Below are 26,317 nucleotides of genomic sequence, written 5' to 3'. Positions count from 1 at the left end.
AACCAGAATGGACACCCGCCGCGGACGCTCGATCGAAGTGGATTTCTTCCGTGGCATCGTGTTGATCGTCATCGTGCTGGACCACATTCCCGGCAGCACGCTGTCGCATCTGATGTTGCACACGTATGCCCTGTGCGACTCGGCGGAAGTGTTCGTGTTCCTCGGCGGCTATGCGTCGGCGGCAGCGTTTACAGCGGTACTCGCGGGCCGTGGCGAGAGTGCGGCGAAGATGCGTTTCGTGAGGCGCTGCTGGGAGATCTATCGCGCCTATCTATTGACGGCCGTATTGACGCTGCTGTCCGGCGCCGTCCTCGCGCTATTGCATCTGAATCAGCCGATGGTCGACCTGACCGGCTGGCAGCCGTTCGCGGTTCAACCGTTGCGCGAAGCATTCGATATTGCCGTGCTGCGGCGCCAGCCGTATTTGTCGAGCGTGCTGCCCATGTACGTGATCTTTGCGCTATTCGTGCCATTCATGGTGCCTTTGGCGCGCCGGTCGTCGCTCGCGGCGCTGGGCCTGAGCGTGACGATCTGGGCGCTTGCCCGGCCGCTGGCCTCGCTATTCAGCATTGACGACGTGGCCGACTGGGCTTTTAATCCGTTTGCATGGCAATTGATGTTCGTGCTCGGTATTCTGTGCCGGGTGCAACCCGTCAGCGAGCGCTTTCACGCCACCCGCACGGCGCACTGGTTCACGCGTGCCGCAGTGATCGCGGTGCTGGGGTTCGCCATTGTTAAACTCTTTGTATTGACGCAGCCGCTGCCCGGCTTGAATAAACAGAACCTTTCCGTGGAACGCGTGATCAACTTTCTCGTCATCGCCTGGCTCGCTGCGCAGTTCGTGCGCACGGGCAGCATTGCGTGGCTCGCGCAGCGCTTGCCGGCCGTGGTGACGGTCGGTCGTACCGGGCTTGTGTGTTTTGTCGCCGGCACGCTGGTGTCGTTGATCGTCGATACGGCAACGCCGCATACGTTCCACGGCTTTCGCGGCACGCTGATCGGACTCGGCGGCGATCTGGTCGCCATCGGCGCGGTGCTGATGATCGCGCGCGGCTGGAACGACTGGAGAGGGCCGCGCTCGCGCGCGGCTGTCAACGGCGCGGGTTACGGATGAGGGCGCGGGTGCGCCATGTCCGCCGTGGGCTTTCTAAGGGGCGTTCACGCACGGCTGTCACGGTGGCCGGCGCGGTGCTATGGCTGACGAACGCCTCACCGGCATTCGCCGCGCCCAAGGATGCGCCGCTCGCCATGCGTTGCGCGGAATTCGCGGGCGCGGTGTTGCCCCCGGAACTGATCGCTTTGCCGACTGCTGGCGTGCAAATCGAAAGTGCGGCGATGGTGGCGGCCACCGCGCTCGGCAATCAGCAAGGCGGCGAATATTGCCGTATCACCGGGCGCATCAAGGCGCTCAAAGCCACCACGCCTGATATTCGCTTCGACCTGAATCTGCCGCGCCGCTGGAACGGCCGCGCGTTGCAGATCGGCGGCGGGGGTTACAACGGCGTGGTGGTGAGCGGGACGGGCGTGATGCCGTTCTCTCCGGATCGCGCACCGCTCGCGCAAGGCTATGCGACCTTCGGCGACGACTCGGGGCATGTGGGCGATTCATCGCTCGCGGTGTTCGGCCTCGTGGATGAAGCGGTGACGAATTTCGGCTACGCGCATCTGAAGAAAACGCACGACGCCGCGCTCGCATTGATTGCACGCACTTACGGCCGGCCGCCGCAACGGATGTATTTCGCCGGCGGCTCGACGGGCGGCCGCGAAGGCTACACGGTGATGCAGCGTTATCCCGATGACTACGACGGCGTGATCGCCAATTCGCCCGCGCTCAATTTCTCCGGTGTGCGTTTGATGGGCGTGAAGCTCGGTCAGGCGGAATACGCGACGCCCGGCGGTTTCGTTTCACCAGTACTGCTCGAGCACGTGTATCAACGCACGCTCGCGGTCTGCGACCGGCTTGATGGCGCGGCGGACGGCGTGGTCAGCGACGTCGACGGGTGCAAGGAACACGAAGCGGAAATCATCGCCTCGTTGCGCTGCGCCGGACGGTCTCCCTCGCATGACGAGTGCCTCACCGACACGCAGCTCTCCACCTTGCTGCTGATGCGCGACGGCCTGTCGTTGCCCTACAAGCTGGCGTGGAATGTCAGCGGCTATAGCGGCTACAACATCTTTCAGGGCACGCGTCTGACCGGCATGCTCGGTCTCGGACATCAAGCCGGGCGACTGCCGGTGCCGACCTTCTTCGCCAACGGCTATCTGTTTGCGCAGGGCGACGGCTACGTCCGCTACTTCGTGGCCCACGATGCGGAGTTCGACTCGCTCAGGTTCGACCCGCTTCATCCCGGCAAATATCGCGGACAGCTCATCGCGCTCTCACAGACAATCGGCGCGATGAACCCCGACCTGGCTCGCTACATCGCGAAGGGCGGCAAGCTCATCACACTGCAAGGCCTCGCCGACGAAGTCATCAGCCCGAACCAGACGATCGCTTACTACGATGCGCTGATCGATCGGTTCGGCATCGATCAGGTCGATGCATTCATGCGGCTCTACATGGTGCCGGGTTTCCAGCATGGCAGCGGCGTGTTCATTCCGTCGGTGGATCTGCTGGGCGCGCTCGACAATTGGGTGACGCGTGGCGTATCGCCCGAAACGCTGACCGCTACGGATATCGCGGCCGCGACCAACGGACGCTCGCGCCCGTTGTGCCGTTATCCGCTGTTTCCCCGCTATAGCGGCAAGGGCAATGTGAATCTCGCCAGCAGTTTCACGTGCGCCGAACCGTGACGGGCACCGGCCTGTCTGGCAAGAACTCGGCCGGCCCTGAAAGGCTGACACGCTTACCGGCGGTATCCGTTCCTCCGGAATCTCGCGGTTACGCTGCACGCTTTCCCACTTTCAATTACATTGCGGGTGCGGCGGCGTATTCGTCCCGCCCCCTTTTAATCCAATACCGGTGTCTGCCATCGTCGAATCCATGCAGCCTATCGTTTCGGTTACGAATCTGTCGAAAACCTATGCCACGGGTTTTCATGCACTCAAAAACATCAATCTGGCGATCAATCGCGGAGAAATCTTCGCCCTGCTAGGGCCCAACGGGGCGGGCAAAACCACCCTCATCAGCATCATTTGCGGCATTGTCAATGCGAGCGTTGGCAGCGTGATGGTGGACGGCCGCGACATCGCGACGGACTATCGCGGCGCACGCTCGCTGATTGGCCTCGTGCCGCAGGAGCTCACCACCGACTCGTTCGAAACGGTCTGGGCGACCGTCTCGTTCAGCCGCGGGCTGTTCGGCAAGCCGAAAAACCCCGCTTACATCGAGAAGGTCTTGCGTGATCTGTCGCTGTGGGAAAAGCGCGATAACAAGATCATTACGCTGTCGGGCGGCATGAAGCGCCGCGTGCTGATTGCGAAGGCGCTCTCGCACGAACCGCGCGTGCTGTTTCTCGACGAACCCACGGCCGGTGTCGACGTCGAGTTGCGCCGCGATATGTGGAAGCTGGTGCGCTCGCTTACTGCAAGCGGCGTGACGATCATTCTCACCACGCACTACATCGACGAAGCCGAGGAAATGGCCGACCGCATCGGCGTGATCAATGCGGGCGAGATCATGCTGGTGGAAGAGAAGACGGAGTTGATGCGCAAACTCGGCAAGAAGCAGTTGACGCTGCAACTGGAGAGTTCGCTCACTGAAGTGCCGCCGGCGCTGGCCGGATATGGACTGGATGTCGCCAAGGGTGGCAACGAGTTGATCTACACGTATGAGGGCGACGGCGGGCGCACCGACATCATCGCGCTGCTCAAAGCGCTTGACGATGCCGGCATCCGCTTCAAGGATCTGCATACGACGCAAAGTTCGCTCGAAGACATCTTCGTCAGTCTGCTCCGAGGTAATCAATGAATATCTACGCAATTCGCGCGATCTATAAGTTCGAGATGGCGCGCACCTGGCGCACGCTGATGCAGAGCATCATCGCGCCGGTGATTTCGACTTCGCTTTATTTCGTCGTGTTCGGCGCAGCCATCGGTTCGCGTATCAAGGAAGTGGACGGCATCAGTTACGGCGCGTTCATCGTGCCGGGTCTGATCATGCTTTCGCTGCTGTCGCAAAGCATTTCGAACGCCTCGTTCGGAATTTACTTTCCGCGCTTTACCGGCACGATCTATGAGTTGCTATCGGCGCCGGTGTCGTATCTCGAGATCGTGGTGAGCTATGTGGGCGCGGCCGCCACCAAATCGATTCTGCTCGGCTTGATCATTCTGGCTACTGCCGGCCTGTTCGTGCCGCTGCAGGTGCAGCATCCGTTCTGGATGATTCTGTTTCTGGTGCTCACCGCGGTCACGTTCAGTCTGCTCGGTTTCATTATCGGCATCTGGGCGGATAGCTTCGAGAAGCTGCAACTCGTGCCGCTCCTGATCATCACGCCGCTTACCTTCCTCGGCGGGAGTTTCTATGCGGTCAATATGCTGCCGCCGTTCTGGAAGGTCGTGACGCTGTTTAATCCGATCGTTTACCTGGTCAGCGGTTTTCGCTGGAGCTTCTATGGTCTCGCCGATGTGGATGTCGGTGTCAGCCTCGGGATGACCGCGCTGTTTCTGGCGGTGTTTCTCGTGATCGTTGCCTGGATCTTCAAGACCGGGTACCGGTTGAAGAGCTAACAGCGCTCAGAATGGACGTGACGGTGTTCGCCGTCACGTCCGCTGCTTTCCTCCCGGGCAAATTCCTTCCGTTATTCCGCCGCAGTTTCCCCGCGATTCCCCCGGCAATTCCCCCCAGCAGCCCCTCAGGCTATCCCCTTAGTCCATCCGGACGATGACCTCGTAAGCCCAATCGCCGTCAATGACGGTATGAACCGGGAGCGGTGCGGCATGGTTTTTCGCCGACCGCATCCCGGCACACAGCGACGTGGCAGCCGTTGGGGCCGCGTATAGGGATGGAGACGAGTGGGATGAGAGCGGTAACGATGCGGGAGGGATGCAAATGAAATCCAGAGTTCAGCGGGACGGACTGATTGCCGGTTTGCTGGTGGCGATCGGCGTGGTCGGTGTATCCGTGCGGCAGCTCTATGCATGCGCCTGGAACGACGAGTTTCCCGGCATGGTGTGCACGGCCGGGTCATCGCTGTCGTTGTTTCTGGGGATCACCGGGCTGGCTGCGCTGGCTGGAAGAATCTGGGCGCGCCGCTCGGGCGCGGACGAACAGTGCTTCACATTCCTCGGCGCGGTGGGCGGCGCAGCGCTGGTGTATGCGATGGTGGTGACAGGCTTTTAGTGTGCCGCGCAGCGTATCAGGCTACGATCGCCGGATGCGCCTGCACCGGTCCGCCCAACGCCTCGCGATGCGAAGGCGGCCGGCGTCCGTCGAGCTCGGTGATACCATACTCGTGCGCAAGCTCCGCGCCGACCAGCACGAAACCGGATTTCTGCTGACGTTGCGGGTCGCGATACAGTGCATCGATCAGGCGCCCCGTGAATTGCGGTGTCTCCGCGAGTTCGCTGAAGCCCGCATACTGTTCGGGATGCTCGGCGATCACGCGCGCGGTGCGCTCGGTTTGCAGCATGCCCATCCAGATGGAACCCGCGGCGACGCCATGCGGTTTCAGATCGACGGCCATGTCCTTGGCGAACTTGTCGACGCCCACTTTCTGCGCCCCGTACGCCGCGCCGTGCATATAGCAGCTCGCGCCGAACGAGGACGTGAACGCGATCAGCCCGTCGCCCTGTTCGGCCATCAACTTCGCAGCATGCCAGCTCGCGACATACGCCGAGCGCAGGCCGACATCGAGAATATTCACGAGATCAAGCGGCTTTTCCCAGAACGGAGCCGGGCGGATCAGTTCATCATGCAACGCGGTGGCATTGTTGACGAGGATGTCGAGGCGCCCGCTGTTGTGGCGGATGTAGTCGAATACTTCCGCTACTTGCCGGTCGTCGGCGTGATCGCAGGTAAGGGCGATGCCCTTGCCGCCGAGTTTGTCGATCTCGATTGCCGTCGCGTGCACCGTGCCGGGCAATGGTGCGTCACCTTCGCGTTGTGTGCGTCCGGTCACGTAGACGGTCGCGCCCGTTGCTGCGAGCGCGAGTGCGATACCTTTACCTGCGCCACGCGAAGCGCCGGTGACGAGGGCTACGTAGGGTTTTTGACGTTGATTCATCGAGGATTGACCATGAGGAGGCTTCGAGTTCGTATGACGCGGGCTGAGCGTTTAACTACACCGTCACGGCGGACCGAACCGGCGCGGACATCGGCGGCGCGTTGACCCTCGGCGCGGCAGGCGCGGGCTCGAAAGCGTGCGGGTTATCCAGATCCGCTTCGCCAAGCGGAATGAACGCCATGATTTCGAGTTCATGACCCGACAGCGCCGGCAGCCTGAACGGACTCGACAACACATTCCGCCGATGCACGCCGAGCTCGCGCAGGATCTGCGAGCCGATGCCGGAGAGTCTGCCGTCCTTGCGCGTTGGCGTAGCGTTGCTGCTGTTCATCGCATCGGCCCGCATGTCGCAATCGAGTAGCACCGCTACGCCGCATCCGGTCGCATCGATTTTTTGCAGCGCCGCGTGCAGCGGCCACGAATGTGCGGATGGTTCTGCGTCGAGCAGATCGAGCAGCGAAAAGCATTCGTGCACGCGCGTGAGCACCGGCACGTTGGGTAGAGGCGTGCCGCGCACTAGCGCGAGATGCGTGGATTGCCGTACCGTGTCGCGATACTGAATGGCACGAAACGGTCCCCACGGCGTGTGCAATGGCCTCTCGCCGACACGTTCGACGAGCGTCTCGTGAGTGCTGCGATAGTGGATCAGATCGGCAATCGTGCCGATCTTCAAGCCGTGCAGTTCCGCGAATTCGATCAGTTGCGGCAGGCGCGACATGGTGCCGTCGTCGTTCATGATTTCGCAGATCACCGCGGCTGGCGTCAAGCCTGCCAGCGCGGTGAGGTCGCAACCGGCCTCGGTATGTCCGGCCCGCACCAGCACGCCGCCTGGCCGCGCGGCAATGGGGAACACGTGACCCGGTTGCACCAGATCCCCGGCGCGCACCTCCGCGTGAATCGCGGTGCGGATCGTATGCGCGCGGTCGGCGGCGGAGATGCCGGTGGTGATACCTTCTGCCGCCTCGATGCTGACCGTGAACGCGGTCCCGTATTGCGTGCCGTTCTGTTCCGCCATTGGTGGAAGTTTCAGGCGCGCGCAGTGTTCGGCTGTCAGCGTCAGACAGACGAGGCCGCGGCCAAAGCGCGCCATGAAGTTGATCGTTTCGGGCGTGACGTGGTCGGCGGCAATGAGCAGATCGCCTTCGTTCTCGCGATCTTCCTCGTCGACCAGAATGATCATGCGGCCGGCTTTCAGCTCGGCGACGATTTCGTCGGTGGTGGCGAGTTTCATGGGTTTATCCCTGTGCTACTGCTGTGACTGGCGCTGCATGAAAAGAGAGGCGCTCAACGTGCGCCAGAACCGAATACAGGCGCGCGCCTGTCGAAGAAGGCGTCGATGCCCTCGCGGAAATCGTCGCCTGCCGCACAGTGCAGAAAGCTGCGCTGCTCCGCGTACAGATGCTCGACGAAGCTGTGCTCGGGCGCATGCTGGATCAGATTCTTGGTTTGCGCGAACGCATCCGGCGAGAGCGCGCCCATCCGCTTTAGCAGTGCGCGCGTTTGTGCGATGAGGTCATCGTCCGGTACGACCCAGTTGACGAAGCCAGCTCGCAACGCTTCGTCGGCGCTATGCCGTTCGTCGAGATACATCCATTGCGCAGCCTGTTTGGTGCCGAGCGCGCGCGGCAACGTGTAGGTCGCTCCGCCATCGGGCGAGGTGCCGATGCGGCCATACGCCGAAGTGAACGTCGCGCTCTTTGCGGTGATCGCCAGATCGCAGGCCGCGACGAGGCTTAAGCCGAAGCCCGCCACGGCGCCGTTGACGCTGGCAATCACCGGCTTGCGCGAACTCGTGACGGTCTCGGCCACGGTTTGCGCGAGCCGCACGAGTTTGCCAATCGAGCGGTCGCGTACCAGGGGTTTTGCGTCCAGTGCGGTGCGCATGGTCTGCAGATCGCCACCCGCCATGAACGCGTTGCCGGCGCCGGTCAGCACGATCGCGCGGATTTCGTCGTGGTGAGCGAGGCGTGCGAGCTTGGCGTTCAGCTCGATTGCCATCGCTTCGTTGAGAGCGTTCAGTGCCTCGGGGCGGTCGAACGTGAGCGTCGCGATGCCGTCTTCGGCCGCGAGGCGGATCAATGCGGTCATATCTTGTCTGGTCAGCGGAGTCAGGTGTTCTGGGTGTGCAGTGCATGGCGTAAGGCTTGCGCCGCCATCGTCAGTGCGTGGTCGGCCGCATCGAGTACGCCGAGAAAACTGGCGAAGCCGTGCATTTGCCCCGGCCAGCGCAGATGTGTTGTGAGCACACCGGCTTGCGCGAGACGTGCCGCGTAATGCTCGGCCTCGTCGCGCAGCGGGTCGTATTCCGCGCTGATGATGGTGGCGCTGGCCACGCCGGTAAGATCGGTGGCGGCGAGCGGACTTGCGAGTGGATCGGCGCGATTGGAGCCCGCGGCGAAATACTGGTCTTTGAACCAGCGCATCATCTGCGCCGTCAGCAAGTAGCCGTCGCCCATCGATTTGTATGAGGGATATTCGGTCGCGCAATCCACCACCGGGTAGAACAACAGTTGATGCGCGATATTCACGCCGCTATGACGCACCTGCTGCGCGGCTACCGCGGCGAGATTGCCGCCCGCGCTGTCGCCGGCAACGGCAAGCGCGCCGGGCCGTACGCGCAGATCGGCTGAGTTGGATGCGGCCCAGCGCACGGCGTCGCACGCATCGAGTGCGGCGGTCGGAAAACGTGCTTCCGGCGCGAGCCGGTAATCGACCGATAGCACGACCGTTCGCGCGCGTTGCGCCAGACAACGGCACAGGTTGGCATGGGTGTCGAGCCCGCAGGAAACGAAGCCGCCGCCGTGAAAGAAGACGGTCAGGGGAAGCAGGCCATCGTCGCCTTCTATCATCGGCCGGTAAAGGCGCGCGCCGATCGGGCCGCTCGCGGCCGGGATCATCAGATCTTCTTCCGAGGCGACCGGGTCGCCAGGCGCAAAACCGCTGCCCGCGGCAATCATTGCGCGGTAAGCGGGCGCGCTGAGTTGCGCGAAATCGAGCGGGGGCATACCGGCGAGAGCAGCGAGCACGGCCTGCGCTTCTGGATCGAGCGCCATCGGGTCTCCTGAGAAAGCTGTCATGAAAGCGGCTATACCGCGTATAAGCGATGCGGCCGTACATGACGCGAATCGGGCCGCAAATCAGGGCATTCAGCGCGCACGCCGCAACACTGAATGCATTGAAACGCGGCGGCTTTAAGGGGGCATCGTCCGATTGGACGAGAGTTCGTTCGCACGCTCAGCGAAACTTTCGTCAGCTAAGTACTTCCCCCGATGCCAGCAAACAGATCGGCCCTTAAGCTTGGCGTCGCGATGCAAAGTCGCATGGAGGACGGAGAGTGTTGATGGAGACAAAATGGACCCCTGAAGAGGGCCAGGCCATGAGTGAAGTGGCCGAGGTGAGCGTCGCGCAGTTCAGCGAACTGACCGCGCGCATCTATCAGGGGGCGCTGGAAAGCACGCCGTGGGCTAGCGCGCTCGAGTTGATCCGCACCTCGCTCGGTGCGAGCTATGCCACCCTGATTCTGCGTTCGCCCTCGAGCGACCGGCGCGGTCTGATGGTGCACGCGTCCGAAATGGGGTCGGGCGTGCCGGGCGAAGCCTCGTACAACAACTACTACTATTCGCTCGACCCGTTCGTCGGTTTGCCGGCGGATCGCGTGGTCACGGTGGACGAGGTATTCGGCGATACGGGTTGGCTCACCAGCGAACTCTACAAGCAGTTCCTGAAGCCGGCCGACATTCGCTACATCATGGGCGCCGATCTGCGCACGGAGTCTGGCGTCGAATGCCGGTTTCGCGTGTGCCGCAGTCACGCTTCGAAGCACTTCTCCGCGCGTGACAAGGCGTTTTGCGCGCTGTTGCTGCCGCATTTGCGGCGCGCGGTCGAACTGCATTCGCGGCTCGATATCGTGGAGTCGGAGCGCACGCTGTATGCGAGCGCGATCGACCGGATGCTGGTGGGCACGGTGACGCTCGACGAGAGCGGCGCGATCATGCGCACCAATAGCGTGGCCGATGAGATTCTCGCGCAGAGCAACGGTCTGCGGATCGCGCACGGCAACGTCGAGGCAACGGACGCGCAGGAGAATCGCAATCTGCAACGTCTGGTGCGCCATGCGCTGATGGGGCACTTCGGCACGGCAGCGCCGATTGTCGAAGCCATTCCGATCACGCGCGGCTGCGACAAGCCGAAACTCGGTGTGCTGGTGCGCACGATCCCGCTCTCGGACTGGTCCGAGGACAACAAGCGTCGCCCGGCAACCGTGTTGTTTCTGCGCGATCCCGATCGCAAATCGCAGGGCTCGCAGGAGATCGTGCGCAAGCTGTTCGACCTCACGCCTGCGGAGACCTCGCTCGCGTTGCTGTTGACCAATGGCTTGACGCTGGAAGAGGCGGCCGACGAACTGGGCATCAGCAAGAACACTGCACGGGCTCATCTGCGGGCAATCTTCTCGAAGACGGGCGTGACGCGTCAGGCGACGCTCGTGCGCATTCTGCTGGGCAGTGTGGTGCCGCTCGGCTGAACCTGCTTCAACTCAATTGAACGGGGGCGTCATGTGCGCCGCGCCTGCATCCGGCGCGGTACACATGGCGCCCTCCGACGTCTTAGCCCGCGCGCTTTTGCGACAACACCAGTAACGCACCGTTCTTGTCTTCCAGCACCGCACGCAATTCGTGTGGTCCTTGCTGCACCGGCACGCGCACTGACGCGCCTGCCGCCACCACGCGCGCCATTGCTGCATACAGGTCGTCGTTTTCATCGACGCGAAACACCAGCGCCGCGCGTTCGACGATCCGTTCTTCACCCGCCACCAGCGCGATGCTCAGCGCGCCACCGTCGAGCGCGCAATAGCGTTCGCCGTCACGAAACTTCACCGTCAAGCCTAGCCCGTCGACAAAGAGCGGCAGCGCCGCATCGATCGTGTCGACCGGGTACAGCATCATCGAAGCCTTCATTGCATTGCACTCCCATCAGTTGAGCCGCGTTGTATGGCGGCTCGATCGTAGCGCTGCGGGCGAGCGCCGCACGAGGTCCAATCGGACTAGCCGAAGTGCGAAAACACGGCCAAATCGGCGGCGAAAGGCGCCTTCGATCAAAGCATCTAAGTCAAAGCGCACACCGTTAATCCAAATAGACGATGCTGGCCCGCACGCGCGAACTGAAACTTCATTCCGTGGACCGTCACGATCATCGTAGGAATCGGTGGGTCGGGAGCGGGCCGCCCGTTTCAGCACAGTCCAAAATTCATGGAGACGCACGCAATGAAGTTTTCTCTGATCTACGAAGCCCAAACCACGGACGCTTCGCGGGAAGGCGATCACCGGGTATTCAAGGAGACCGTCGAGCAGGCCTTGCTCGCCGAACAGATGGGTTTCGATACCGTCTGGTGCGTCGAACACACGTCGCTGACGAACTACGCGCATATGAGCGCCCCGGAAACCTTCCTCGCGTATCTGGCCGGCCGCACCACCCGCATTGGCCTCGGCCACGGCGTGATCTGCCTGCCGCCCGCGATGAATCACCCGATCAAGGTGGCCGAACGTGTGGCCATGCTCGACATTCTGTCGGGCGGCCGCGTGCATTTCGGCGTCGGCAAAGGCGGCAGCCAGCAGGAAGCTGGGGCATTCGGCTACGACCTCGCCGAGCTGCAACCGATGATCGACGAATCGATGTACCTGGTGCCGAAGATGTTCGTGCAGGACGAGATCGAGCACGACGGCAAATACATCAAGATTCCTAAACGGCCGATTCACCCGAAGCCGTTCCAGGACCCGCATCCGCCGATGTATATGGCGTGCACCAACAACGACGGCTTGCTGCGCGCCGGACAACGCGGTCTGGGTGCGTTGGTGCTCGGTTTCGGCGGTCCTGATGAAGTCGCGAAGAAAAATTCCCTGTATCGCGAGGCATGGGCGACCCGCAAAGCCGAAGACCAGGTCGGTTTCCGTCCGACGCAGCATCTGGCAGCGCTGTGCCCGACCGTGGTGCTGAACGATGGCCAGCAGGCCCGCAAGATCGGTATTCGCGGTCAGCGCTACTTCATGGAGTCGCTGGCGTACTGGTACACCGGCGGCGAGCGCCCGAATCCGGATAGCTGGGGCGATGACCTCGTGAAGGGCAATACCGGCGAAATGGTGATCCGTTCGCGCTTCGCGTCGGAGGAGGTGGTGGTCGACTTCAGCGATCCGGCGCTTTCGATGATGAACCCGAATCACGCCTACGGCACCGTCGACGATTGCATCGGCTATGTGGGCCGGTTGATGGAAGCGGGTGTGGATGAAGTGCTGTTCCTCTGCCAGATGGGCACGGTGTCCCAGGAAGCGCAGCTCGAAACGATTCGCAACATCGGCGAGCACGTGATTCCGTATTTCAATCGCCTGAAGGCCGAGAAGCAGAAGGCGCAGGTTGCCGCATAAGGCCGTTGCATAAGAGCACGCGAGGCGGGCGTCGCTAGTCCCTTCAGACGATGCGACGCCGCAGCCGCGGCTCGAAGATGAACCCAACAAAACAGGCGCGACACCCATCTCGCGCGCCATCATGGAGACAGCCGTGCATCGCGACAACGATTCGAAAGCCCTTGCAGCCGAACTGATCGCCCGCGCCGAAGCGCTCGCGCCGGTACTCGCCGGGCGTGCCGCGCAGGCCGAGGCAAATGGCCGGATTCCCGTAGAAACCGTGGCCGATTTTCAGGCGGCCGGCTTTTTCAAGGTGCTTCAGCCGAAGCGTTACGGCGGCTACGAGCTCGATCCGCAGACCTTCTTCGAGATTCAGATGGCCGTGGCGCGCGGCTGTATGTCGACCGCGTGGGTGTACGGCGTGGTTGGCGTGCATAACTGGCAACTGGCGCTGTTCGACGAACGCGCGCAGCAGGATGTGTGGGGCAAGGATCAAAGCACGCTGATCGCGTCGACCTATATGCCGGTGGGCCGCGTGACGCCCGTTGAAGACGGCTTCCGGTTGTCCGGGCACTGGAAGTTTTCCAGCGGCAGCGAACTGTGCGAATGGATCTTTCTCGGCGCGCTGGTGCCGCCGGCGAAAGAAGGTGAACCGCCGGAATACCGCACCTTCCTGCTGCCGAAAAGCGATTACACGATTGAGCAGGATTGGGACGTGCTGGGCTTGCGCGCGACCGGCAGCCACGACATCGTGGTGAACGATGCGTTCGTGCCGGACTATCGCACGCACAAAGCCATCGACGGCATGATGGGCACGAGCCCCGGCCTCTCAGTCAACGATGCGCCTCTGTTCCATCTGCCGTTTGCGCAGATCTTCGTACGGGCGGTGTGTACCGCGTGCATCGGCGCATTGCAAGGCGCGCTGGACGACTTCACGTCCTACGCGGCGACGCGCGTGAGCGCCAACAGCGGCGCGAAAACCACCGACGATACCGGCGCGCAAACCGCCTGCGCCAACGCGGCTGTCGCGCTCGATGAAATGAAGCTGCTGCTCAAACGCAATTTCGCCGAACTGCTCGCGGCCGCCAACGGCGGACCGGCGGTATCGATTGAACGGCGCGTGCACTTCCGCTATCAATCCGCGCAAGTGGCTGAACGCTGCGCGCAGGCTGCCAACGCGCTGCTGCGCTACGCGGGTGGCAACGGCATTTACAACCGCAATCCGCTGGTGCGGCGCTTTCTCGATCTGCATGCGGCGCGCGCGCACTACGCCAACAACCTTGACCGCTTCGGCCAGAATCTCGGCGCCGTGATGCTCGGACGTCCGAATACCGATTTCTTCGTTTGATGGATGCCGCCATGAGCGAACAGCAAACGCAGACCTACGTGTTCGACGTGGTGGTGGTCGGCTCCGGCGCGGGCGGCATGCTGGCCGCCTGTCGCGCGGCCGACCGCGGCCTGTCCGTCGTGGTGCTTGAAAAAAGCGACGTATACGGCGGAACCTCGGCGGTGTCGGGTGGCGGCATCTGGATTCCGTGCAACCACCATATCGCCGAACTGGGCGCCACGGACACGCGCGAAGCCGCACGAACCTATATCGACGCCTGTACGAAAGGCGTGACCGCAACCGACCGGATCGATGCCTATCTCGACACCGCACCGCAAATGCTGCGCTATGTCGAAGCGAATACGCCGGTGCGTTATGAAGCGTTGCCGAAGTACGCGGACTACTTTCAGGACTTGCCAGGTTCGATGCCTGGTTACCGCGCGCTCGATCCGTTACCGGTGGACGGCGCGTCTCTCGGCGAAGAATTCGCGCGGCTACGCCTGCCTTCACCCGGAACGTTGATCGGTGGACGAGTGGCGGTGACCTCGAAAGAGGCGCACATGCTCCTGTCGAAAGCACCGGGTTATATCGGGCTGGCGCTGAAGCAATTCGGCCGCTACTGGTTCGATCTGCGCGCACGCAGCCGCTCGCGGCGCGATCGGCGCCTGACGCTCGGCAACGCGTTGGCAGGTGGCCTGCGCCGCGCCTTGCTCGATCGCGACGTTCCGCTGTGGCTCAACGCGCCGATGAGCGAGTTGCTCGAAGCAGACGGCCGCGTAACGGGCGTCGCGGTCGAACGCGGTGGAGAAAGCGTGCGAGTGCTCGCGAGGCGCGGCGTGATTCTCGCGGCGGGCGGCTTCGAACGCAATCAGGCGATGCGTGAGCGCTATCTGCCGCGTCCCACGCAAGCGCAGTGGAGTGCGACCCCGCCGAACAACACAGGTGACGCGATTGCCGTCGGCCTGAAACTGGGCGCGCAGATCGCATTGATGGAACACGTCTGGGGCGCGCCGACCGTTCACGTCGATCAGGAAGAGAAGCAGCGCGCGTTGTTCGTCGAACGCAATCTGCCGGGTTGCGTGGTCGTCAACGGACTCGGCAAGCGCTTCGTCAACGAGGCCGCGCCGTATTCGGAGTTCGTGCCGGCGATGTATCGCGACCATGCGCAAACCGGTGCGTGCGTGCCGGCGTGGATGGTATTCGACGCGCAGTTCCGCCGCAAATATCCATGCGGGCCGATCATGCCCGGCGCGATGATGCCGGACAACCGCATCCCCGCGGCGTTCCGTTCCTTGCTCTACAAGGCCGTTTCACTCGATGCGCTGGCCGCGCAGATCGGCGTCGACGCACAAGGCTTACGCGACACCGTGGCGAAGATGAATCGCTACGCCGCGACCGGTATCGACGAAGAGTTCGCCAAAGGCGGCAACGCCTTCGACACCTACTACGGCGACCCGGGCGTCAAGCCCAATCCGTGCCTCGCGCCGATCGAGACCGGACCCTTTTACGGGGTACGTATCGACGCGGGCGACATCGGCACCAAAGGCGGTCTCCTGACCGACGCCAGCGCTCGTGTGCTGCACGTCGACGGTACGCCGATTGCCGGGCTCTATGCGATCGGCAACACCAGCGCGTCAATGATGGGGGCGAGCTACCCGGGCGCGGGCTCGACGCTCGGCCCTGCCATGACCTTTGGTTACATCGCTGCCAATCATCTTGCCGATAGCGAAGATGAACGCGACGGCGTTAGCAGTATTTCAGAACCAGCACGCGCTGCCAGCAGCGAACTTCGCGGAGTCACGCCATGACTGAACCCACCTCTCATCCGTTGCGGGCCGACATGCTGCTGGCGATGCGCCGGCTCGCGCGCTCGGTCGCGGTCATCAGTTGCAATGACGGCGAAAGGCGCTATTCGATGTCGGCCACCGCGGTCGATTCGCTCTCGACCGAACCGCCGTCGCTGCTGATCTGCATTAATCGCACATCGTCGATTTTTCCACCGCTCGACAAAGGCGCGGCGTTTTGCGTGAACGTGCTCTCGGCACAGCATCAGCACATTGCCATCGATTGCAGCGGGCGCCTCAAAGGCGAGGAACGCTTCACCACCGGCAACTGGCAGACCTCGGATCATGGCGTGCCGTATCTGCACGATGCGCAGGCGAGCCTGATCTGCACCCAGGACGGCCGCTTCGACTACGGCACGCATGCGATCTTCATCGGCCGTGTCGAGCAGGTGTTGATTAGCGGCGAGGTCGATCCGCTGGTGTATGTGGACGGCATCTATACGACTGCCGCGGCGCCCATGCGCTGCGCAGCGGCATAAGCGGGCGCGCGGCGTGATGCAGAGCCCTTCGTCCGCACAGCAGGAATCGACCGCGCCGGTCGAAACGCCGTTCGTCGTCGACGATCCTGCGTGCGTGCGCTGGGACGACGTGTGCGACGTGCTGGTTGCGGGCTTTGGTGCAGCGGGCGCATGTGCCGCGCTGGAAGCAGCGACGGCCGGCGCGAAAGTTCGGATCGTCGAGCGATTCGAGGGCGGTGGCGCAAGCGCGAAAAGCGGCGGCGTGGTCTATGCAGGCGGCGGCACGCGCTATCAAACCGAAGCGGGCTACAGCGACACGCCCGAGGCGATGTTCGTGTACCTGCAGCAGGAAGTGGGTGACGCGGTGTCCGCGGCGACGCTCACACGCTTCTGCGCAGGCAGCGTCGATATGCTGCGCTGGCTCGAACGTCTCGGCGTGCGTTTTGCCGCATCGGTGCCGCCGCGCAAGACGTCGTATCCGCAGAACCGCTGTTACCTGTATTACTCCGGCAATGAAGCTGTAGGTGACGCCGTGCGCGAACATGCGCCGGCACCGCGCGGGCATCGCGTGGTCGGCGATGGCATGTCGGGGCGCGTGCTGTACGACACGTTGCGGCGCGCGGTGGATGCGCAGCCGTTCATCGACACGCTGTGCCACGCAAGCGTGCGCCGCTTGATCACCGACCGCAGCGGGCGCGTGATTGGCGCGCAAGTCTGGCAAGTGGCGCCGGGCCGTGCCCAGCGCGCCCACCGGCGGCTCGCACGCTGGGCGGAACGCCTGCATAACGGCATGCCGGCATGGGCCGACCGGCTACGCGTTGCGCTCCATCGCCTCGAGCAGCGCGAGGGCCGGCTCATCACGATCAAGGCCGATGCGGTGGTGCTGAGCACCGGCGGCTTTATCTTCAACCGGTCGATGGTGACGCACTACGCGCCGCGCTATCTGCCGAACTGGCGTCTTGGCACAACCGGTTGCGACGGCTCCGGCATCCGGCTCGGTCTGTCTGCCGGCGGCGTGGCGCAGCGGCTCGAACGCGTGTCCGCCTGGCGCTTCATCAATCCGCCGTATGCGTGGGCGCAAGGCTGCGTCGTGGATCGCAATGGCGAGCGCTTCTGCAACGAGGAAGTCTATGGTGCCGCGCTCGGCCATGCGATGTGCGAAACCCGCGACGGGCACGCGTGGCTGATTCTCGATGCGCAGCTCGTGAAGCTCGCACTCAAGGAATGTTTGCGCGGCAAGCTGTGGGCGTTTCAAAGCGTACCCGCGATGCTGTTGATGCTGGCAGGCCGCAAACGCGCCCGCTCGGTGGCAGAACTTGCGGCTCGCATCGGCAGCGATCCGGCGGTGCTCGAGCGAACCATCAACGCCTACAACCTGGGCGCGCTCGACGGCATCGACCGTGCGTTCGGCAAATCCGCCGCGATGTTGCAGCCGCTCATATACGGGCCTTACTACGCGATCGATATTTCATCGGACAGTCGCGTTTTCCCCTGTCCGTCGATCACGTTGGGTGGTTTGCGGGTCGACGAAACAACGAATGCCGTGCTCTCTGAGCAGGGCGCGCCGATCGAAGGCCTGTTCGCCGCCGGCCGGGCTGCGTGCGGCCTGGCATCGAATCATTACGTGAGCGGCCTCTCGCTCGCGGACTGTATCTGGTCTGGCCGCCAGGCAGGCCGGGCCGCAGCGGGCGTGGTTCTCGCGAACACCGCCCATTCCCTGACTGAAACTGACTGACACTGAAAAGAGAGAACGAAGATGGGAGACAGACTCAAAGGCAAGATCGCCGTCGTGACGGGCGCCGCGAGCGGCGTCGGCAAACAGGACGCGTTGCTGTTCGCCCGTGAAGGCGCGCGTGTCGTGCTCACCGACGTCAACGAGGAAGCCGGCCGCGAAGTGGCCGCGCAGATCGGCGATGTCGCACTGTTCGTGCGTCACGACATTACGTCCGAGACAGGCTGGAACGATGTGTTCGGCGCGGCGCAAACGACTTTCGGCACACCGGATGTGCTGGTCAACAACGCCGCGGTGCTGTTGCTCGGCAGCATTGAAGACACCACGCTCGAACAATGGCAGCGCGTGCTGCGCATCAATGCCGAAGGCTACTTTCTCGGTTGCCGCGCGGCCGTCAAAGCGATGAAGGAGAAGGGCGGGTCGATCGTCAACATGTCGTCGGTGGCGGCGTTGGGCGGGCTCGGTATGTTCTGCGCCTACTCGGCCAGCAAGGGCGCGGTGACGGCCATGACGCGTGCGATCGCCTCGCACTGCAAGCAGCAGGGCTACAAGGTCCGCTGCAACACGATTCATCCCGACGGCATTCTCACGCCGATGACCGCGCCGTTCTTCGGCGCCGCCGACGAGACGCGCGACGCGCTCACGCAGTCGATCGATCCGCACGCTCGCATGTGTCTGCCAGAAGATATCGCGAATCTGGTGCTGTTCCTTGCATCGGATGAATCGCGCTTTATCAACGGCAGCGAGTATCGGATCGATAACGCGCAGCTGATCATGGGCATTGCCTGAGTTCCCACGTCATGGCCGATTCGCGTTTTCACCGGCTCAAAGTGGCGGACGTGATCGCGGAGAGCGCCGACGCGCGCTCTTTCGTGTTCGATCTGCCGCAGGCGCTGCACGATGCATTCAGCTATCGCCCGGGGCAGTTTCTCACGCTCAAGGTGCCGTGCGCGGATGCCATTGTGCAGCGCTGTTATTCGCTCTCGAGCGCGCCCGGCATCGACCGTGCGCCGAAGATCACCGTCAAGCGGGTGCGCGATGGGCGGGTGTCGAACTGGATGTGCGACAGCATTCAGCCCGGCGACGAGCTCGACGTGATGGCGCCTGCGGGCGTGTTCACGCCGCGTTCTCTCGACGGCGATCTGCTTCTGTTCGCGGGCGGCAGTGGCATTACGCCGGTGCTGTCGATTCTCAAGTCCGCGTTGGTAAACGGGCGCGGCATGCTGACCCTGATCTACGCGAATCGGGACGCACAGTCGGTGATTTTCAGTGAAGAACTGCGGCAACTCGGGCAGCGGCACGCGGGACGATTGCGGGTGATTCATTGGCTCGATAGCGTGCAGGGCATTCCGCAGCAGCGTCACCTCGAAGAACTGGCACGGCCGTGGAGCATGCAGGAGTGTTTCATTTGCGGACCGGCGCTGTTTATGGAGAACGCGTTGGCGGCAATGTTGGCGCTGGGTTTGCCGCGAGCGAAGGTGCATGTGGAGCGGTTTGCTTCGCTGCCTGATTTGCCGGCTGAGCCTGGCGTGTCAGCATTTCCTGAAGCTGGTGACGTGCTCGCGGTATCAAGAGCGCACACGGCGTCCAAAGTGCCCGACGCACCACCCGCATCTGAATCGTCTCCGACCGCTTGCTTCGCCAACGCCGCAATCGAAACCGTGCTCGACGGCAACACCTTCACGTTCACCTGCGAAACCGGCGAAACCTTGCTCGACGCGATGCTGCGCGCCGACGTACCGGCCCCCCACTCGTGCCGCGGCGGTTTGTGTGGCGCCTGCATGTGCCGGGTCGAAGCCGGCAGCGTGAACCTGAACGCCAACCACGTACTCGACGCAGCCGATCTGACCGACGGCTGGACGCTTGCCTGTAGTGCGACGCCCGCCAGCGCGACGCTGCGCGTGGTTTTTCCCGACTAGGTTCGCGGTTCGCACGCGCGGTTCTCGCGTGTTGCGCTTGCGGCGAACCCCATCCATCGAATTCACCATGACGCTCAATCACATCCTGACGACGCCCGCGCTGATCGCGCGCGGCGCCGCGCGCTTCGGCACGCGCACCGCGATCGAAACAGCCCAGGGCAACCTGAGCTATGCGCAACTGGACGCGGCGCGGATCGAAGCGGCGCGCGCGCTGATGAGCTGCGGCATAGAGCCGGGCGAGCGGGTCGCGATCTGGGCGCCGAACGTCGCTGAATGGATCGTGGCAGCACTCGCGATTCACAGCGCGGGCGCGGCGTTGGTGCCGATCAACACGCGCATGAAGGGTCTGGAAGCCGCGGCGATTCTCGAGGACAGTGGCGCGCGGCTGCTGTGCTGCTGCGGCACCTTCCTCGGTGATTCGTATCCGGCCATGTTGGCCGCGCACCGTCCTGCCGGGCTCGAACGGGTCGTGGTGTTTGACGGTCCCGCAGCGGATGCAAGCGACTATCGCGACGGCCGCGACGAGAGGTGGGACGCGTTCCTGATGCGCGCTGCGGGCACCTCGATGGAAGCGTTCCGCGCCCGCGAGGCGGCGGTGCGCCCTGACACGCTGATGGACATCATGTTCACGTCCGGCACGACGGGCCGCCCGAAGGGCGTGATGACGACGCACGGCCAGAACCTGCACGCAGTCCACGATTGGGCACAGATCGCAACGCTGCGCGAGAGCGACCGCTATCTGATCGTCAATCCGTTCTTTCATGCGTTCGGCTACAAGGCGGGCTGGCTCGCGGCGTTCGCGAGCGGCGCGACTGTGCTGCCGCATCTTGTGTTCAACCCTGAGCGGGTGCTTGAGCGCATCGTGCGTGATCGCGTGTCCGTATTGCCAGGTCCGCCGACGCTGTATCACGCGCTGCTCGACATGCCGGATCTGGCCTCGCGCGATCTGTCGTCGTTGAGAGTCGCGGTGACCGGCGCTGCCGCGATCGCGCCGAGTCTGATCGAAAGGATGCGCGCGCAACTAGGTTTCGAAACGGTGCTGACGGGCTACGGACTCACTGAATCGTGCGGTTTCGCCGCGCTGTGCCGCAGTGGCGACGACGCCGAGACCATCGCGACCACATCGGGGCGCGCGATGCCCGGCGTAGAGATCCGTGTTGCCGATACCAATGGCGATGCGTTGCCCACTGGCGCAACGGGGGAAATCCTGATTCGCGGCTACAACGTGATGCAGGGCTATTTCGGCCAGCAGGGCGCCAGTTCCGAAGCGGTTGACGATGAAGGCTGGCTGCACACCGGCGACCTCGGCACGCTCGACGAGCGCGGCTATCTGCGCATCACCGATCGTATCAAGGACATGTTTATCGTCGGCGGCTTCAATTGCTATCCGGCGGAGATCGAGCGGCTGTTCAGCGCGCATCCGGCGGTGGCGCAAGTGGCGCTGGTCGGCGTGCCCGACGAGCGTCTCGGCGAAGTGGGGCATGCGTATGTCGTGCTGCGTTCCGGCGAGCACGCAAGCCCCGAAGAATTGACCGACTGGGCTCGCAAGAACATGGCGAACTACAAGGTGCCGCGGCATCTCACGCTGGTCGATCAACTGCCGGTCAGCGCGGCCGGCAAGGTACTCAAATACCGCCTGCGCGAGACAGTCAAAAGCGACGAAAAAACCCGCGAAAACACCGCTGAAAACACCGCGGCAAGCTAGTCCCAACAGACGATGTTAGCCGCCCCCGGGGCCGCCAGAATAAGCCTGACAACAACAGCTTCTGGAGGAGTCGGAGATGATCGATGTACGGGCTTTAGGCTACATCGTCGTGCAGTCGGCGGATGTCGACACGTGGCGCGGCTATGCGGAAAACGTGCTGGGCATGCAGGCACTGGACGCAACGGACGGCGCGCTGTACGTGAAGATGGACGAGCGCGATTTCCGCTACCTGATCGTGCCCGGCGACGCCGATCGCTATTTCGCATCAGGTTGGGAACTGGCCGATGCCGCCGCATTCGACGATGCCATCCGCGCTCTCGAGGCGGCCGGCGTTGAACCGATTCGCGCCAGCGCACAGGAAACCGTGCTGCGGCGCGTGCAGGCGATGGTGTGGTGCACGGATCCCTCCGGCAACCGGCACGAGTTCTTCTGGGGCGTGCGCGCCGATTTCCGGCGCTTCGTATCGCCGCTGGGCGTGGCCGGTTTCGTTACCGGCGCGATGGGCCTCGGGCACGCCGTGCTGCCCGCACCGAAATTCGACGCGACCGATGCGTTCCTGCGCGACGTGGTCGGTTTCGAACTCTCCGACATCTTCCGCGTGCGTTTCACCGACGACCCGGCCGAGCCCGAGAAACGCATCCATTTTCTGCATTGCAAAAACGCGCGTCATCACAGCCTCGCGATCATGGACTTACCGGTGACGTCCGGCTGCATCCACGTGATGGCCGAAGTGGATTCGATGGACGAAGTGGGCCGCGCGCTCGACCGGGTCGCGACGCAAGGCGTGAAGCTCTCCGCGACGCTCGGCCGTCATTGCAACGACCACATGATCTCGTTCTACATGAAAACGCCGGGCGGCTTCGATCTGGAGTACGGCTATGGCGGCCTGACGGTCGACTGGGCGCAGCATAACGTCTACGAGGCGACGCGCGTGAGCCTGTGGGGCCACGACTTCAGCGTTGGATTCCGCTAGACCCTGGTCGGGAAACCTCGCAGCAAACACGCAGAAAATCAGTAGGAATACCGCATGAAACCACTCGATAAAACACTCAGCGCACGCGATGCCGTCGCGCAACTCGCCGACGGGATGACGATCGGCATCGGCGGCTGGGGTCCGCGCCGCAAGCCGATGGCACTCGTGCGCGAGATCGTCCGCTCGAATCTGAAGGACCTCACCGTGGTTGCGTATGGCGGCCCGGACGTCGGGCTGCTGTGCGCGTCGGGCAAAGTCCGCAAGCTGGTGTTCGGCTTCGTGTCGCTCGATGTGATTCCGCTCGAGCCGCATTTTCGCAGGGCACGCGAGCAGGGCGCGCTCGACGTGTGGGAGCTCGACGAGGGTCTGCTGCAACTCGGCCTGCGCGCAGCAGCGGCACGTCTGCCGTTTCTGCCGACGCGCGTGGGTCTCGGCACCGATCTGCTGAAGCACGCGCCGCATCTGCGCACCGTGCAATCGCCGTATGGCGGCGAGACGCTGCTCGCGATGCCGGCGCTTGAACTCGACGCCGCGCTGTTGCACGTGAACGCCGCGGACCGCATGGGTAACACACGCATCGACGGTCCCGATCCTTTCTTCGACGCATGGTTCGCACGCGCGGCGAAGAAGTGCTTCGTCAGCAGCGAGACGCTGGTCGAAACGCTCGCGAGCGAGAACCTCGACCTCGCCCGCCGCAACACCTTCGAACGATCGCTCGTGAGCGGCGTGGTGCACGCACCGTGCGGCGCGCATCCCACTTCGTGCGCGCCGGCTTACGGCTGGGATTTGCCGCATCTGAAGACGTATTGCGCGAGTGCGGAAGATCCGCAACAAACTGCCTCTTACCTGAACGACGTAGTAGGCGCCGACGAACCGGGCTATCTGCAACGCGCAGGCGGCCGGTCCCATGTAGCGGCGTTGCCGTTGCCGATTCTGTAATGGAGCGCATATGAGCGACTCTCTCGATTATTCCCTCGCCGAATTGATGATCGCCGCGGCGGCACGCGTCTGGTGTGATGACGGCGAAGTGCTGGCAACCGGCATCGGCACGGGCCCGCGTCTGGCCGCTGGTCTTGCGCGCCTTGCGTACAACGCCGGCCTGATGCTCACCGATGGCGAGGCCTATCTGGTCGAAAGCCCGGTGCCGCTCGGACCGCGTGAAGCGGGCTATCGCGTGCAGGCGTCCGGTTTGATGACTTATGAGCGCGTGTTCGATTGTGTGTGGCACGGAAAACGTCATGCGTTGGTAATGCCCACGCAGATCGACCGCTACGGCCAGGCCAACATCTCCTGGCTCGGCGACGACTACGCTCGTCCGAAAACGCAATTGCTCGGCGCCCGCGGTTTCCCGGGCAACAGTATCAATCATGCGAACTCGTTCTTCGTCTCCGGTCATGGCAAGCGTACGTTCGTTGCCGGCGAAGTGGATATGGTGTGCAGCGTGGGCTACAACCATGCACGCGAGATTCCCGGCATGCGTGCGTTCACCGATCTGCGCAGCGTGATTACTGACCTGTGCGTAATGGACTTCGGTGGTGTGAATCATGCGGTGCAGGTGCGCTCGCTCCATCCTGGCGTGAGCTTCGACGAAGTACAGGACGCGACGGGTTTCGAACTTGAAAAGCATCCCGACATGCACGTGACGCCATCGCCAAGCGCGGACGATTTGCGCATCGTGCGTGCACTCGATCCGCACAACCTGCGTGCGAGTGTCGTGCGCAACAACCCCGCGCCGCGTCGCGTGTGAGGGACATCATGCAAGCCACCCACGAAAGCGTCGTCGAATACAGCGTGAGCGATGGTATCGCCACGATCACGATGAATCGCCCCGAGTATCACAACGCGCAGAACTCGAAGATGACGTATGCGCTCGACGCCGCGTTCAAGCGTGCGTCGAACGACGATGCGGTGAAGGTCATTGTTCTCGCAGGCGCGGGCAAGCATTTCTCGGCGGGTCACGATATCGGCACGCCGGGTCGAGATATCGATCAGTCGTTCGAGCGCGCCTCGCTCTGGTACGACCATGTCGGCAAGGAAGGTGGCGAGTTCCTGTACGCCCGCGAACAGGAGGTGTATCTCGGCATGTGCCGCCGCTGGCGTGATCTGCCCAAGCCGACCATCGCGATGGTGCAGGGCGCCTGTGTGGCAGGCGGCCTGATGCTGGCGTGGGTGTGCGACCTGATCGTGGCTTCGGAGGACGCGTTCTTTTCCGATCCAGTGGTACGCATGGGCATTCCAGGCGTCGAGTACTTTGCGCATGCGTATGAATTGAATCCGCGCATCGCCAAGGAGTTTCTGTTTCTCGGCGAGCGGATGGATGCGGCGCGTGCGTATCAGATGGGTATGGTCAATCGGGTTGTGCCGCGCGAGCGGTTGCAGGACGCCACGGCAGAAATCGCAGCGAAGATCGCACGCATGCCGCGCCTTGGATTGACGCTGACCAAGCAGGCTGTGAATCACGTTGAAGAGCTACAAGGCAAGCGTGCGGCGATGGATGCAGCGTTCGCATGGCACCACTTCGCGCATGCACACAACGAACTGGTGAGCGGTGACAAGCTGGGTGGGTACGACGCACGCAGGATGGCCGAGTCGCAGCGACCGGGTCCCGCGGCCGTCAGCGATGCAAAGGCCAAAGGAGAGGCCGCATGAGCGCCACCCTGCATACGCCCTTGTGCGATCTGCTCGGTTGCCGCTATCCCATCGTGCAGACGGCCATGGGTTGGGTCGCCGATGCGAAGCTCGTCGCCGCGACCTGCAATGCGGGCGGTTTTGGTTTTCTCGCAGGTGCGACGCTCGAGGCCGAACGCGTGGAGGCGGAAATCCTGCGCGTGAAAGAGCTGACGGACAAGCCCTTCGGCATCAACTTCCATATGTTCCAGCCGAACGCGGCACAGGTGGTCGATCTGGCGATCAAGCACCGGCTGCGCGCGGTCAGCTACGGCCGCGGACCGGACGCGAAGACGATCCGCCGCTTCAAGGACGCGGGCGTGATGTGCATCCCCACCGTGGGCGCACCGAAACACGCGGCTAAAGCGGTCGAACTCGGTGCCGATGCGGTCACAGTGCAAGGTGCCGAAGGCGGTGGGCACACCGGCTCGATGCCGACTACGCTGCTGCTGCCTAACGTGCTTGATGCAGTGAACGTGCCGGTGATCGCAGCAGGCGGTTTCTTCGACGGACGTGGCCTCGCGGCGGCGCTCGGCTACGGCGCAGCAGGTATTGCAATGGGCACGCGTTTTCTGATGGCCGCCGAATCGCCCGTGCCGCACTCGACGCTCGCACGCTACGTCGAGGTCAGCGATCCCGCGCAAATCCGTGTATCGGCAGCGTTGGACGGCCTGCCGCAGCGAATGATCGACAACCCCTATCTGCTGCGCCTTGAAGCATTCGGCCCGTTGCGCCGCACGCTATTTGCGTTGCGCACGGCTGAAGCATGGCGCCGTCAGAGCGGCATGAGTCTGAGCGAGATGGCTGCACTCGGCTTCAAGGCGCTGCGCGATCACAGCTACACCGCGAGCCAGACGTTGATGGCGGCGAACGCGCCGTTTTTGATCCAACGCGCGATCGTCGACGGCAAACCGGACGAGGGCGTATTGCCGAGCGGCCAGGTCGCCGCGGTGATTGGTGCGATCGAACCGAGCGAGACCTTGATCGCACGCATCGTCGACGAAGCGGTGGCGCGGCTCGATGCACTGGCGGCCATGCGCGGCGCGCCGGTTCATGCATGAGGTAAGACATGACTCAAGACATGACGCCACGCACGACCTCATAAAGCAAATCCACAAACATTCACCAGGGAC

Annotated in this window: 24 protein-coding genes; 19 read left to right on the top strand and 5 right to left on the bottom strand. The window is 63.3% G+C overall.

Going from position 1 to position 26,317, the window contains the following annotated elements:
* The first annotated feature begins 7 nt into the window (after nucleotides 1-7).
* The 5 genes from BM438_RS04150 to BM438_RS04130 all read left to right on the top strand — a co-directional run bounded on the left by BM438_RS04150 (nucleotide 8) and on the right by BM438_RS04130 (nucleotide 5,281).
* Nucleotides 8-1,114: an OpgC domain-containing protein gene (locus tag BM438_RS04150; protein ID WP_093633246.1), complete on the top strand. Its 1,107-nt coding sequence runs from the start codon at nucleotides 8-10 to the stop codon at nucleotides 1,112-1,114.
* Nucleotides 1,111-2,793 carry a tannase/feruloyl esterase family alpha/beta hydrolase gene (locus BM438_RS04145; protein WP_093633051.1) on the top strand — a complete coding sequence of 561 codons (1,683 nt, stop codon included), beginning with the start codon at nucleotides 1,111-1,113 and terminating at the stop codon, nucleotides 2,791-2,793. Before BM438_RS04150 ends, BM438_RS04145 begins: the two co-directional genes overlap by 4 nt.
* 190 nt (nucleotides 2,794-2,983) lie before the next feature.
* Nucleotides 2,984-3,910, top strand: coding sequence for an ABC transporter ATP-binding protein (locus tag BM438_RS04140; RefSeq protein ID WP_093633050.1), 927 nt, complete (start codon nucleotides 2,984-2,986; stop codon nucleotides 3,908-3,910).
* Entirely contained in the window at nucleotides 3,907-4,668 is a 762-nt protein-coding gene (locus tag BM438_RS04135; RefSeq protein ID WP_093633049.1) for an ABC transporter permease, read from the top strand. Before BM438_RS04140 ends, BM438_RS04135 begins: the two co-directional genes overlap by 4 nt.
* Nucleotides 4,669-4,990: 322 nt before the next feature.
* Nucleotides 4,991-5,281: a hypothetical protein gene (locus BM438_RS04130; protein ID WP_143131643.1), complete on the top strand. Its 291-nt coding sequence runs from the start codon at nucleotides 4,991-4,993 to the stop codon at nucleotides 5,279-5,281.
* Nucleotides 5,282-5,297: 16 nt separating this feature from the next.
* Here the strand turns inward: BM438_RS04130 and BM438_RS04125 are convergent, their stop codons facing one another.
* The 4 genes from BM438_RS04125 to BM438_RS04110 are packed head-to-tail and all read right to left on the bottom strand — an operon-like array spanning nucleotide 5,298 to nucleotide 9,217.
* Nucleotides 5,298-6,164 (bottom strand): SDR family NAD(P)-dependent oxidoreductase, encoded by an 867-nt coding sequence (locus BM438_RS04125; RefSeq protein ID WP_093633047.1) that lies wholly within the window; start codon nucleotides 6,162-6,164, stop codon nucleotides 5,298-5,300.
* A 55-nt stretch (nucleotides 6,165-6,219) separates the two neighbouring features.
* Nucleotides 6,220-7,395 carry a bifunctional 3,4-dihydroxy-2-butanone-4-phosphate synthase/GTP cyclohydrolase II gene (gene ribBA / locus BM438_RS04120; protein WP_093633046.1) on the bottom strand — a complete coding sequence of 392 codons (1,176 nt, stop codon included), beginning with the start codon at nucleotides 7,393-7,395 and terminating at the stop codon, nucleotides 6,220-6,222.
* A gap of 53 nt (nucleotides 7,396-7,448) precedes the next feature.
* Nucleotides 7,449-8,252: an enoyl-CoA hydratase/isomerase family protein gene (locus tag BM438_RS04115; RefSeq protein WP_093633045.1), complete on the bottom strand. Its 804-nt coding sequence runs from the start codon at nucleotides 8,250-8,252 to the stop codon at nucleotides 7,449-7,451.
* 20 nt (nucleotides 8,253-8,272) lie between these two features.
* Nucleotides 8,273-9,217 (bottom strand): alpha/beta hydrolase, encoded by a 945-nt coding sequence (locus BM438_RS04110; RefSeq protein WP_093633044.1) that lies wholly within the window; start codon nucleotides 9,215-9,217, stop codon nucleotides 8,273-8,275.
* A gap of 287 nt (nucleotides 9,218-9,504) precedes the next feature.
* On the opposite strand from BM438_RS04110, the gene BM438_RS04105 reads away from it, so the two are divergent.
* Entirely contained in the window at nucleotides 9,505-10,686 is a 1,182-nt protein-coding gene (locus BM438_RS04105; RefSeq protein WP_093633043.1) for a helix-turn-helix transcriptional regulator, read from the top strand.
* Nucleotides 10,687-10,768: 82 nt separating this feature from the next.
* Here the strand turns inward: BM438_RS04105 and BM438_RS04100 are convergent, their stop codons facing one another.
* Nucleotides 10,769-11,119, bottom strand: a complete 351-nt coding sequence (locus BM438_RS04100) for a VOC family protein (RefSeq protein ID WP_093633042.1) — start codon at nucleotides 11,117-11,119, stop codon at nucleotides 10,769-10,771.
* 306 nt (nucleotides 11,120-11,425) lie between these two features.
* Here BM438_RS04100 and BM438_RS04095 point away from each other — a divergent pair, with 306 nt between their 5' ends.
* From BM438_RS04095 to BM438_RS04035, 13 genes are all read left to right on the top strand, one after another.
* The gene (locus BM438_RS04095) at nucleotides 11,426-12,580 is read left to right on the top strand and encodes an LLM class flavin-dependent oxidoreductase (RefSeq protein ID WP_093633041.1); all 1,155 of its coding nucleotides are present in this window, start codon (nucleotides 11,426-11,428) and stop codon (nucleotides 12,578-12,580) included.
* A gap of 133 nt (nucleotides 12,581-12,713) precedes the next feature.
* Nucleotides 12,714-13,907 (top strand): acyl-CoA dehydrogenase family protein, encoded by a 1,194-nt coding sequence (locus tag BM438_RS04090; protein ID WP_093633245.1) that lies wholly within the window; start codon nucleotides 12,714-12,716, stop codon nucleotides 13,905-13,907.
* A gap of 11 nt (nucleotides 13,908-13,918) precedes the next feature.
* On the top strand, nucleotides 13,919-15,694 hold the full coding sequence (locus BM438_RS04085; RefSeq protein WP_093633040.1) for an FAD-dependent oxidoreductase: 1,776 nt from the start codon (nucleotides 13,919-13,921) through the stop codon (nucleotides 15,692-15,694).
* Nucleotides 15,691-16,209 (top strand): flavin reductase family protein, encoded by a 519-nt coding sequence (locus BM438_RS04080; protein ID WP_093633039.1) that lies wholly within the window; start codon nucleotides 15,691-15,693, stop codon nucleotides 16,207-16,209. The genes BM438_RS04085 and BM438_RS04080 overlap by 4 nt, the downstream gene beginning before the upstream one ends.
* A gap of 16 nt (nucleotides 16,210-16,225) precedes the next feature.
* Nucleotides 16,226-17,923: an FAD-binding protein gene (locus tag BM438_RS04075; protein WP_093633038.1), complete on the top strand. Its 1,698-nt coding sequence runs from the start codon at nucleotides 16,226-16,228 to the stop codon at nucleotides 17,921-17,923.
* Between the two features lie 21 nt (nucleotides 17,924-17,944).
* Nucleotides 17,945-18,709 carry an SDR family oxidoreductase gene (locus BM438_RS04070; RefSeq protein WP_093633037.1) on the top strand — a complete coding sequence of 255 codons (765 nt, stop codon included), beginning with the start codon at nucleotides 17,945-17,947 and terminating at the stop codon, nucleotides 18,707-18,709.
* A gap of 11 nt (nucleotides 18,710-18,720) precedes the next feature.
* Nucleotides 18,721-19,839 (top strand): ferredoxin--NADP reductase, encoded by a 1,119-nt coding sequence (locus BM438_RS04065; protein WP_093633036.1) that lies wholly within the window; start codon nucleotides 18,721-18,723, stop codon nucleotides 19,837-19,839.
* Nucleotides 19,840-19,906: 67 nt separating this feature from the next.
* Nucleotides 19,907-21,544 carry a FadD3 family acyl-CoA ligase gene (locus BM438_RS04060; RefSeq protein WP_093633035.1) on the top strand — a complete coding sequence of 546 codons (1,638 nt, stop codon included), beginning with the start codon at nucleotides 19,907-19,909 and terminating at the stop codon, nucleotides 21,542-21,544.
* Between the two features lie 76 nt (nucleotides 21,545-21,620).
* Entirely contained in the window at nucleotides 21,621-22,517 is an 897-nt protein-coding gene (locus tag BM438_RS04055; RefSeq protein WP_093633034.1) for a VOC family protein, read from the top strand.
* Between the two features lie 54 nt (nucleotides 22,518-22,571).
* Nucleotides 22,572-23,456 (top strand): CoA transferase subunit A, encoded by an 885-nt coding sequence (locus tag BM438_RS04050; protein ID WP_093633033.1) that lies wholly within the window; start codon nucleotides 22,572-22,574, stop codon nucleotides 23,454-23,456.
* A gap of 10 nt (nucleotides 23,457-23,466) precedes the next feature.
* Nucleotides 23,467-24,264, top strand: a complete 798-nt coding sequence (locus BM438_RS04045; RefSeq protein WP_093633032.1) for a CoA-transferase subunit beta — start codon at nucleotides 23,467-23,469, stop codon at nucleotides 24,262-24,264.
* 8 nt (nucleotides 24,265-24,272) lie between these two features.
* Nucleotides 24,273-25,166, top strand: coding sequence for an enoyl-CoA hydratase (locus BM438_RS04040; RefSeq protein WP_093633031.1), 894 nt, complete (start codon nucleotides 24,273-24,275; stop codon nucleotides 25,164-25,166).
* On the top strand, nucleotides 25,163-26,245 hold the full coding sequence (locus tag BM438_RS04035; protein ID WP_093633030.1) for an NAD(P)H-dependent flavin oxidoreductase: 1,083 nt from the start codon (nucleotides 25,163-25,165) through the stop codon (nucleotides 26,243-26,245). Before BM438_RS04040 ends, BM438_RS04035 begins: the two co-directional genes overlap by 4 nt.
* The last annotated feature ends 72 nt before the right edge of the window (nucleotides 26,246-26,317 follow it).

This window comes from Paraburkholderia aspalathi (assembly GCF_900116445.1).
GTDB classification, from domain to species: domain Bacteria; phylum Pseudomonadota; class Gammaproteobacteria; order Burkholderiales; family Burkholderiaceae; genus Paraburkholderia; species Paraburkholderia aspalathi.
The sequence above is the reverse complement of the archived record's forward strand: the minus strand, read 5'-3'. Positions and strand labels throughout refer to the sequence as shown.

Coding starts and splice junctions, on each gene's coding strand:
- ribBA (WP_093633046.1), bottom strand. CDS start 7,395: ATGAAACTCGCCACCACCGACGAAATCGTCGCCGAGCTGAAAGCCGGC.
- BM438_RS04135 (WP_093633049.1), top strand. CDS start 3,907: ATGAATATCTACGCAATTCGCGCGATCTATAAGTTCGAGATGGCGCGC.
- BM438_RS04075 (WP_093633038.1), top strand. CDS start 16,226: ATGCAGAGCCCTTCGTCCGCACAGCAGGAATCGACCGCGCCGGTCGAA.
- BM438_RS04130 (WP_143131643.1), top strand. CDS start 4,991: ATGAAATCCAGAGTTCAGCGGGACGGACTGATTGCCGGTTTGCTGGTG.
- BM438_RS04040 (WP_093633031.1), top strand. CDS start 24,273: ATGCAAGCCACCCACGAAAGCGTCGTCGAATACAGCGTGAGCGATGGT.
- BM438_RS04045 (WP_093633032.1), top strand. CDS start 23,467: ATGAGCGACTCTCTCGATTATTCCCTCGCCGAATTGATGATCGCCGCG.
- BM438_RS04150 (WP_093633246.1), top strand. CDS start 8: ATGGACACCCGCCGCGGACGCTCGATCGAAGTGGATTTCTTCCGTGGC.
- BM438_RS04145 (WP_093633051.1), top strand. CDS start 1,111: ATGAGGGCGCGGGTGCGCCATGTCCGCCGTGGGCTTTCTAAGGGGCGT.
- BM438_RS04055 (WP_093633034.1), top strand. CDS start 21,621: ATGATCGATGTACGGGCTTTAGGCTACATCGTCGTGCAGTCGGCGGAT.
- BM438_RS04060 (WP_093633035.1), top strand. CDS start 19,907: ATGACGCTCAATCACATCCTGACGACGCCCGCGCTGATCGCGCGCGGC.
- BM438_RS04085 (WP_093633040.1), top strand. CDS start 13,919: ATGAGCGAACAGCAAACGCAGACCTACGTGTTCGACGTGGTGGTGGTC.
- BM438_RS04110 (WP_093633044.1), bottom strand. CDS start 9,217: ATGGCGCTCGATCCAGAAGCGCAGGCCGTGCTCGCTGCTCTCGCCGGT.
- BM438_RS04080 (WP_093633039.1), top strand. CDS start 15,691: ATGACTGAACCCACCTCTCATCCGTTGCGGGCCGACATGCTGCTGGCG.
- BM438_RS04115 (WP_093633045.1), bottom strand. CDS start 8,252: ATGACCGCATTGATCCGCCTCGCGGCCGAAGACGGCATCGCGACGCTC.
- BM438_RS04035 (WP_093633030.1), top strand. CDS start 25,163: ATGAGCGCCACCCTGCATACGCCCTTGTGCGATCTGCTCGGTTGCCGC.
- BM438_RS04065 (WP_093633036.1), top strand. CDS start 18,721: ATGGCCGATTCGCGTTTTCACCGGCTCAAAGTGGCGGACGTGATCGCG.
- BM438_RS04100 (WP_093633042.1), bottom strand. CDS start 11,119: ATGAAGGCTTCGATGATGCTGTACCCGGTCGACACGATCGATGCGGCG.
- BM438_RS04140 (WP_093633050.1), top strand. CDS start 2,984: ATGCAGCCTATCGTTTCGGTTACGAATCTGTCGAAAACCTATGCCACG.
- BM438_RS04095 (WP_093633041.1), top strand. CDS start 11,426: ATGAAGTTTTCTCTGATCTACGAAGCCCAAACCACGGACGCTTCGCGG.
- BM438_RS04070 (WP_093633037.1), top strand. CDS start 17,945: ATGGGAGACAGACTCAAAGGCAAGATCGCCGTCGTGACGGGCGCCGCG.
- BM438_RS04125 (WP_093633047.1), bottom strand. CDS start 6,164: ATGAATCAACGTCAAAAACCCTACGTAGCCCTCGTCACCGGCGCTTCG.
- BM438_RS04105 (WP_093633043.1), top strand. CDS start 9,505: ATGGAGACAAAATGGACCCCTGAAGAGGGCCAGGCCATGAGTGAAGTG.
- BM438_RS04050 (WP_093633033.1), top strand. CDS start 22,572: ATGAAACCACTCGATAAAACACTCAGCGCACGCGATGCCGTCGCGCAA.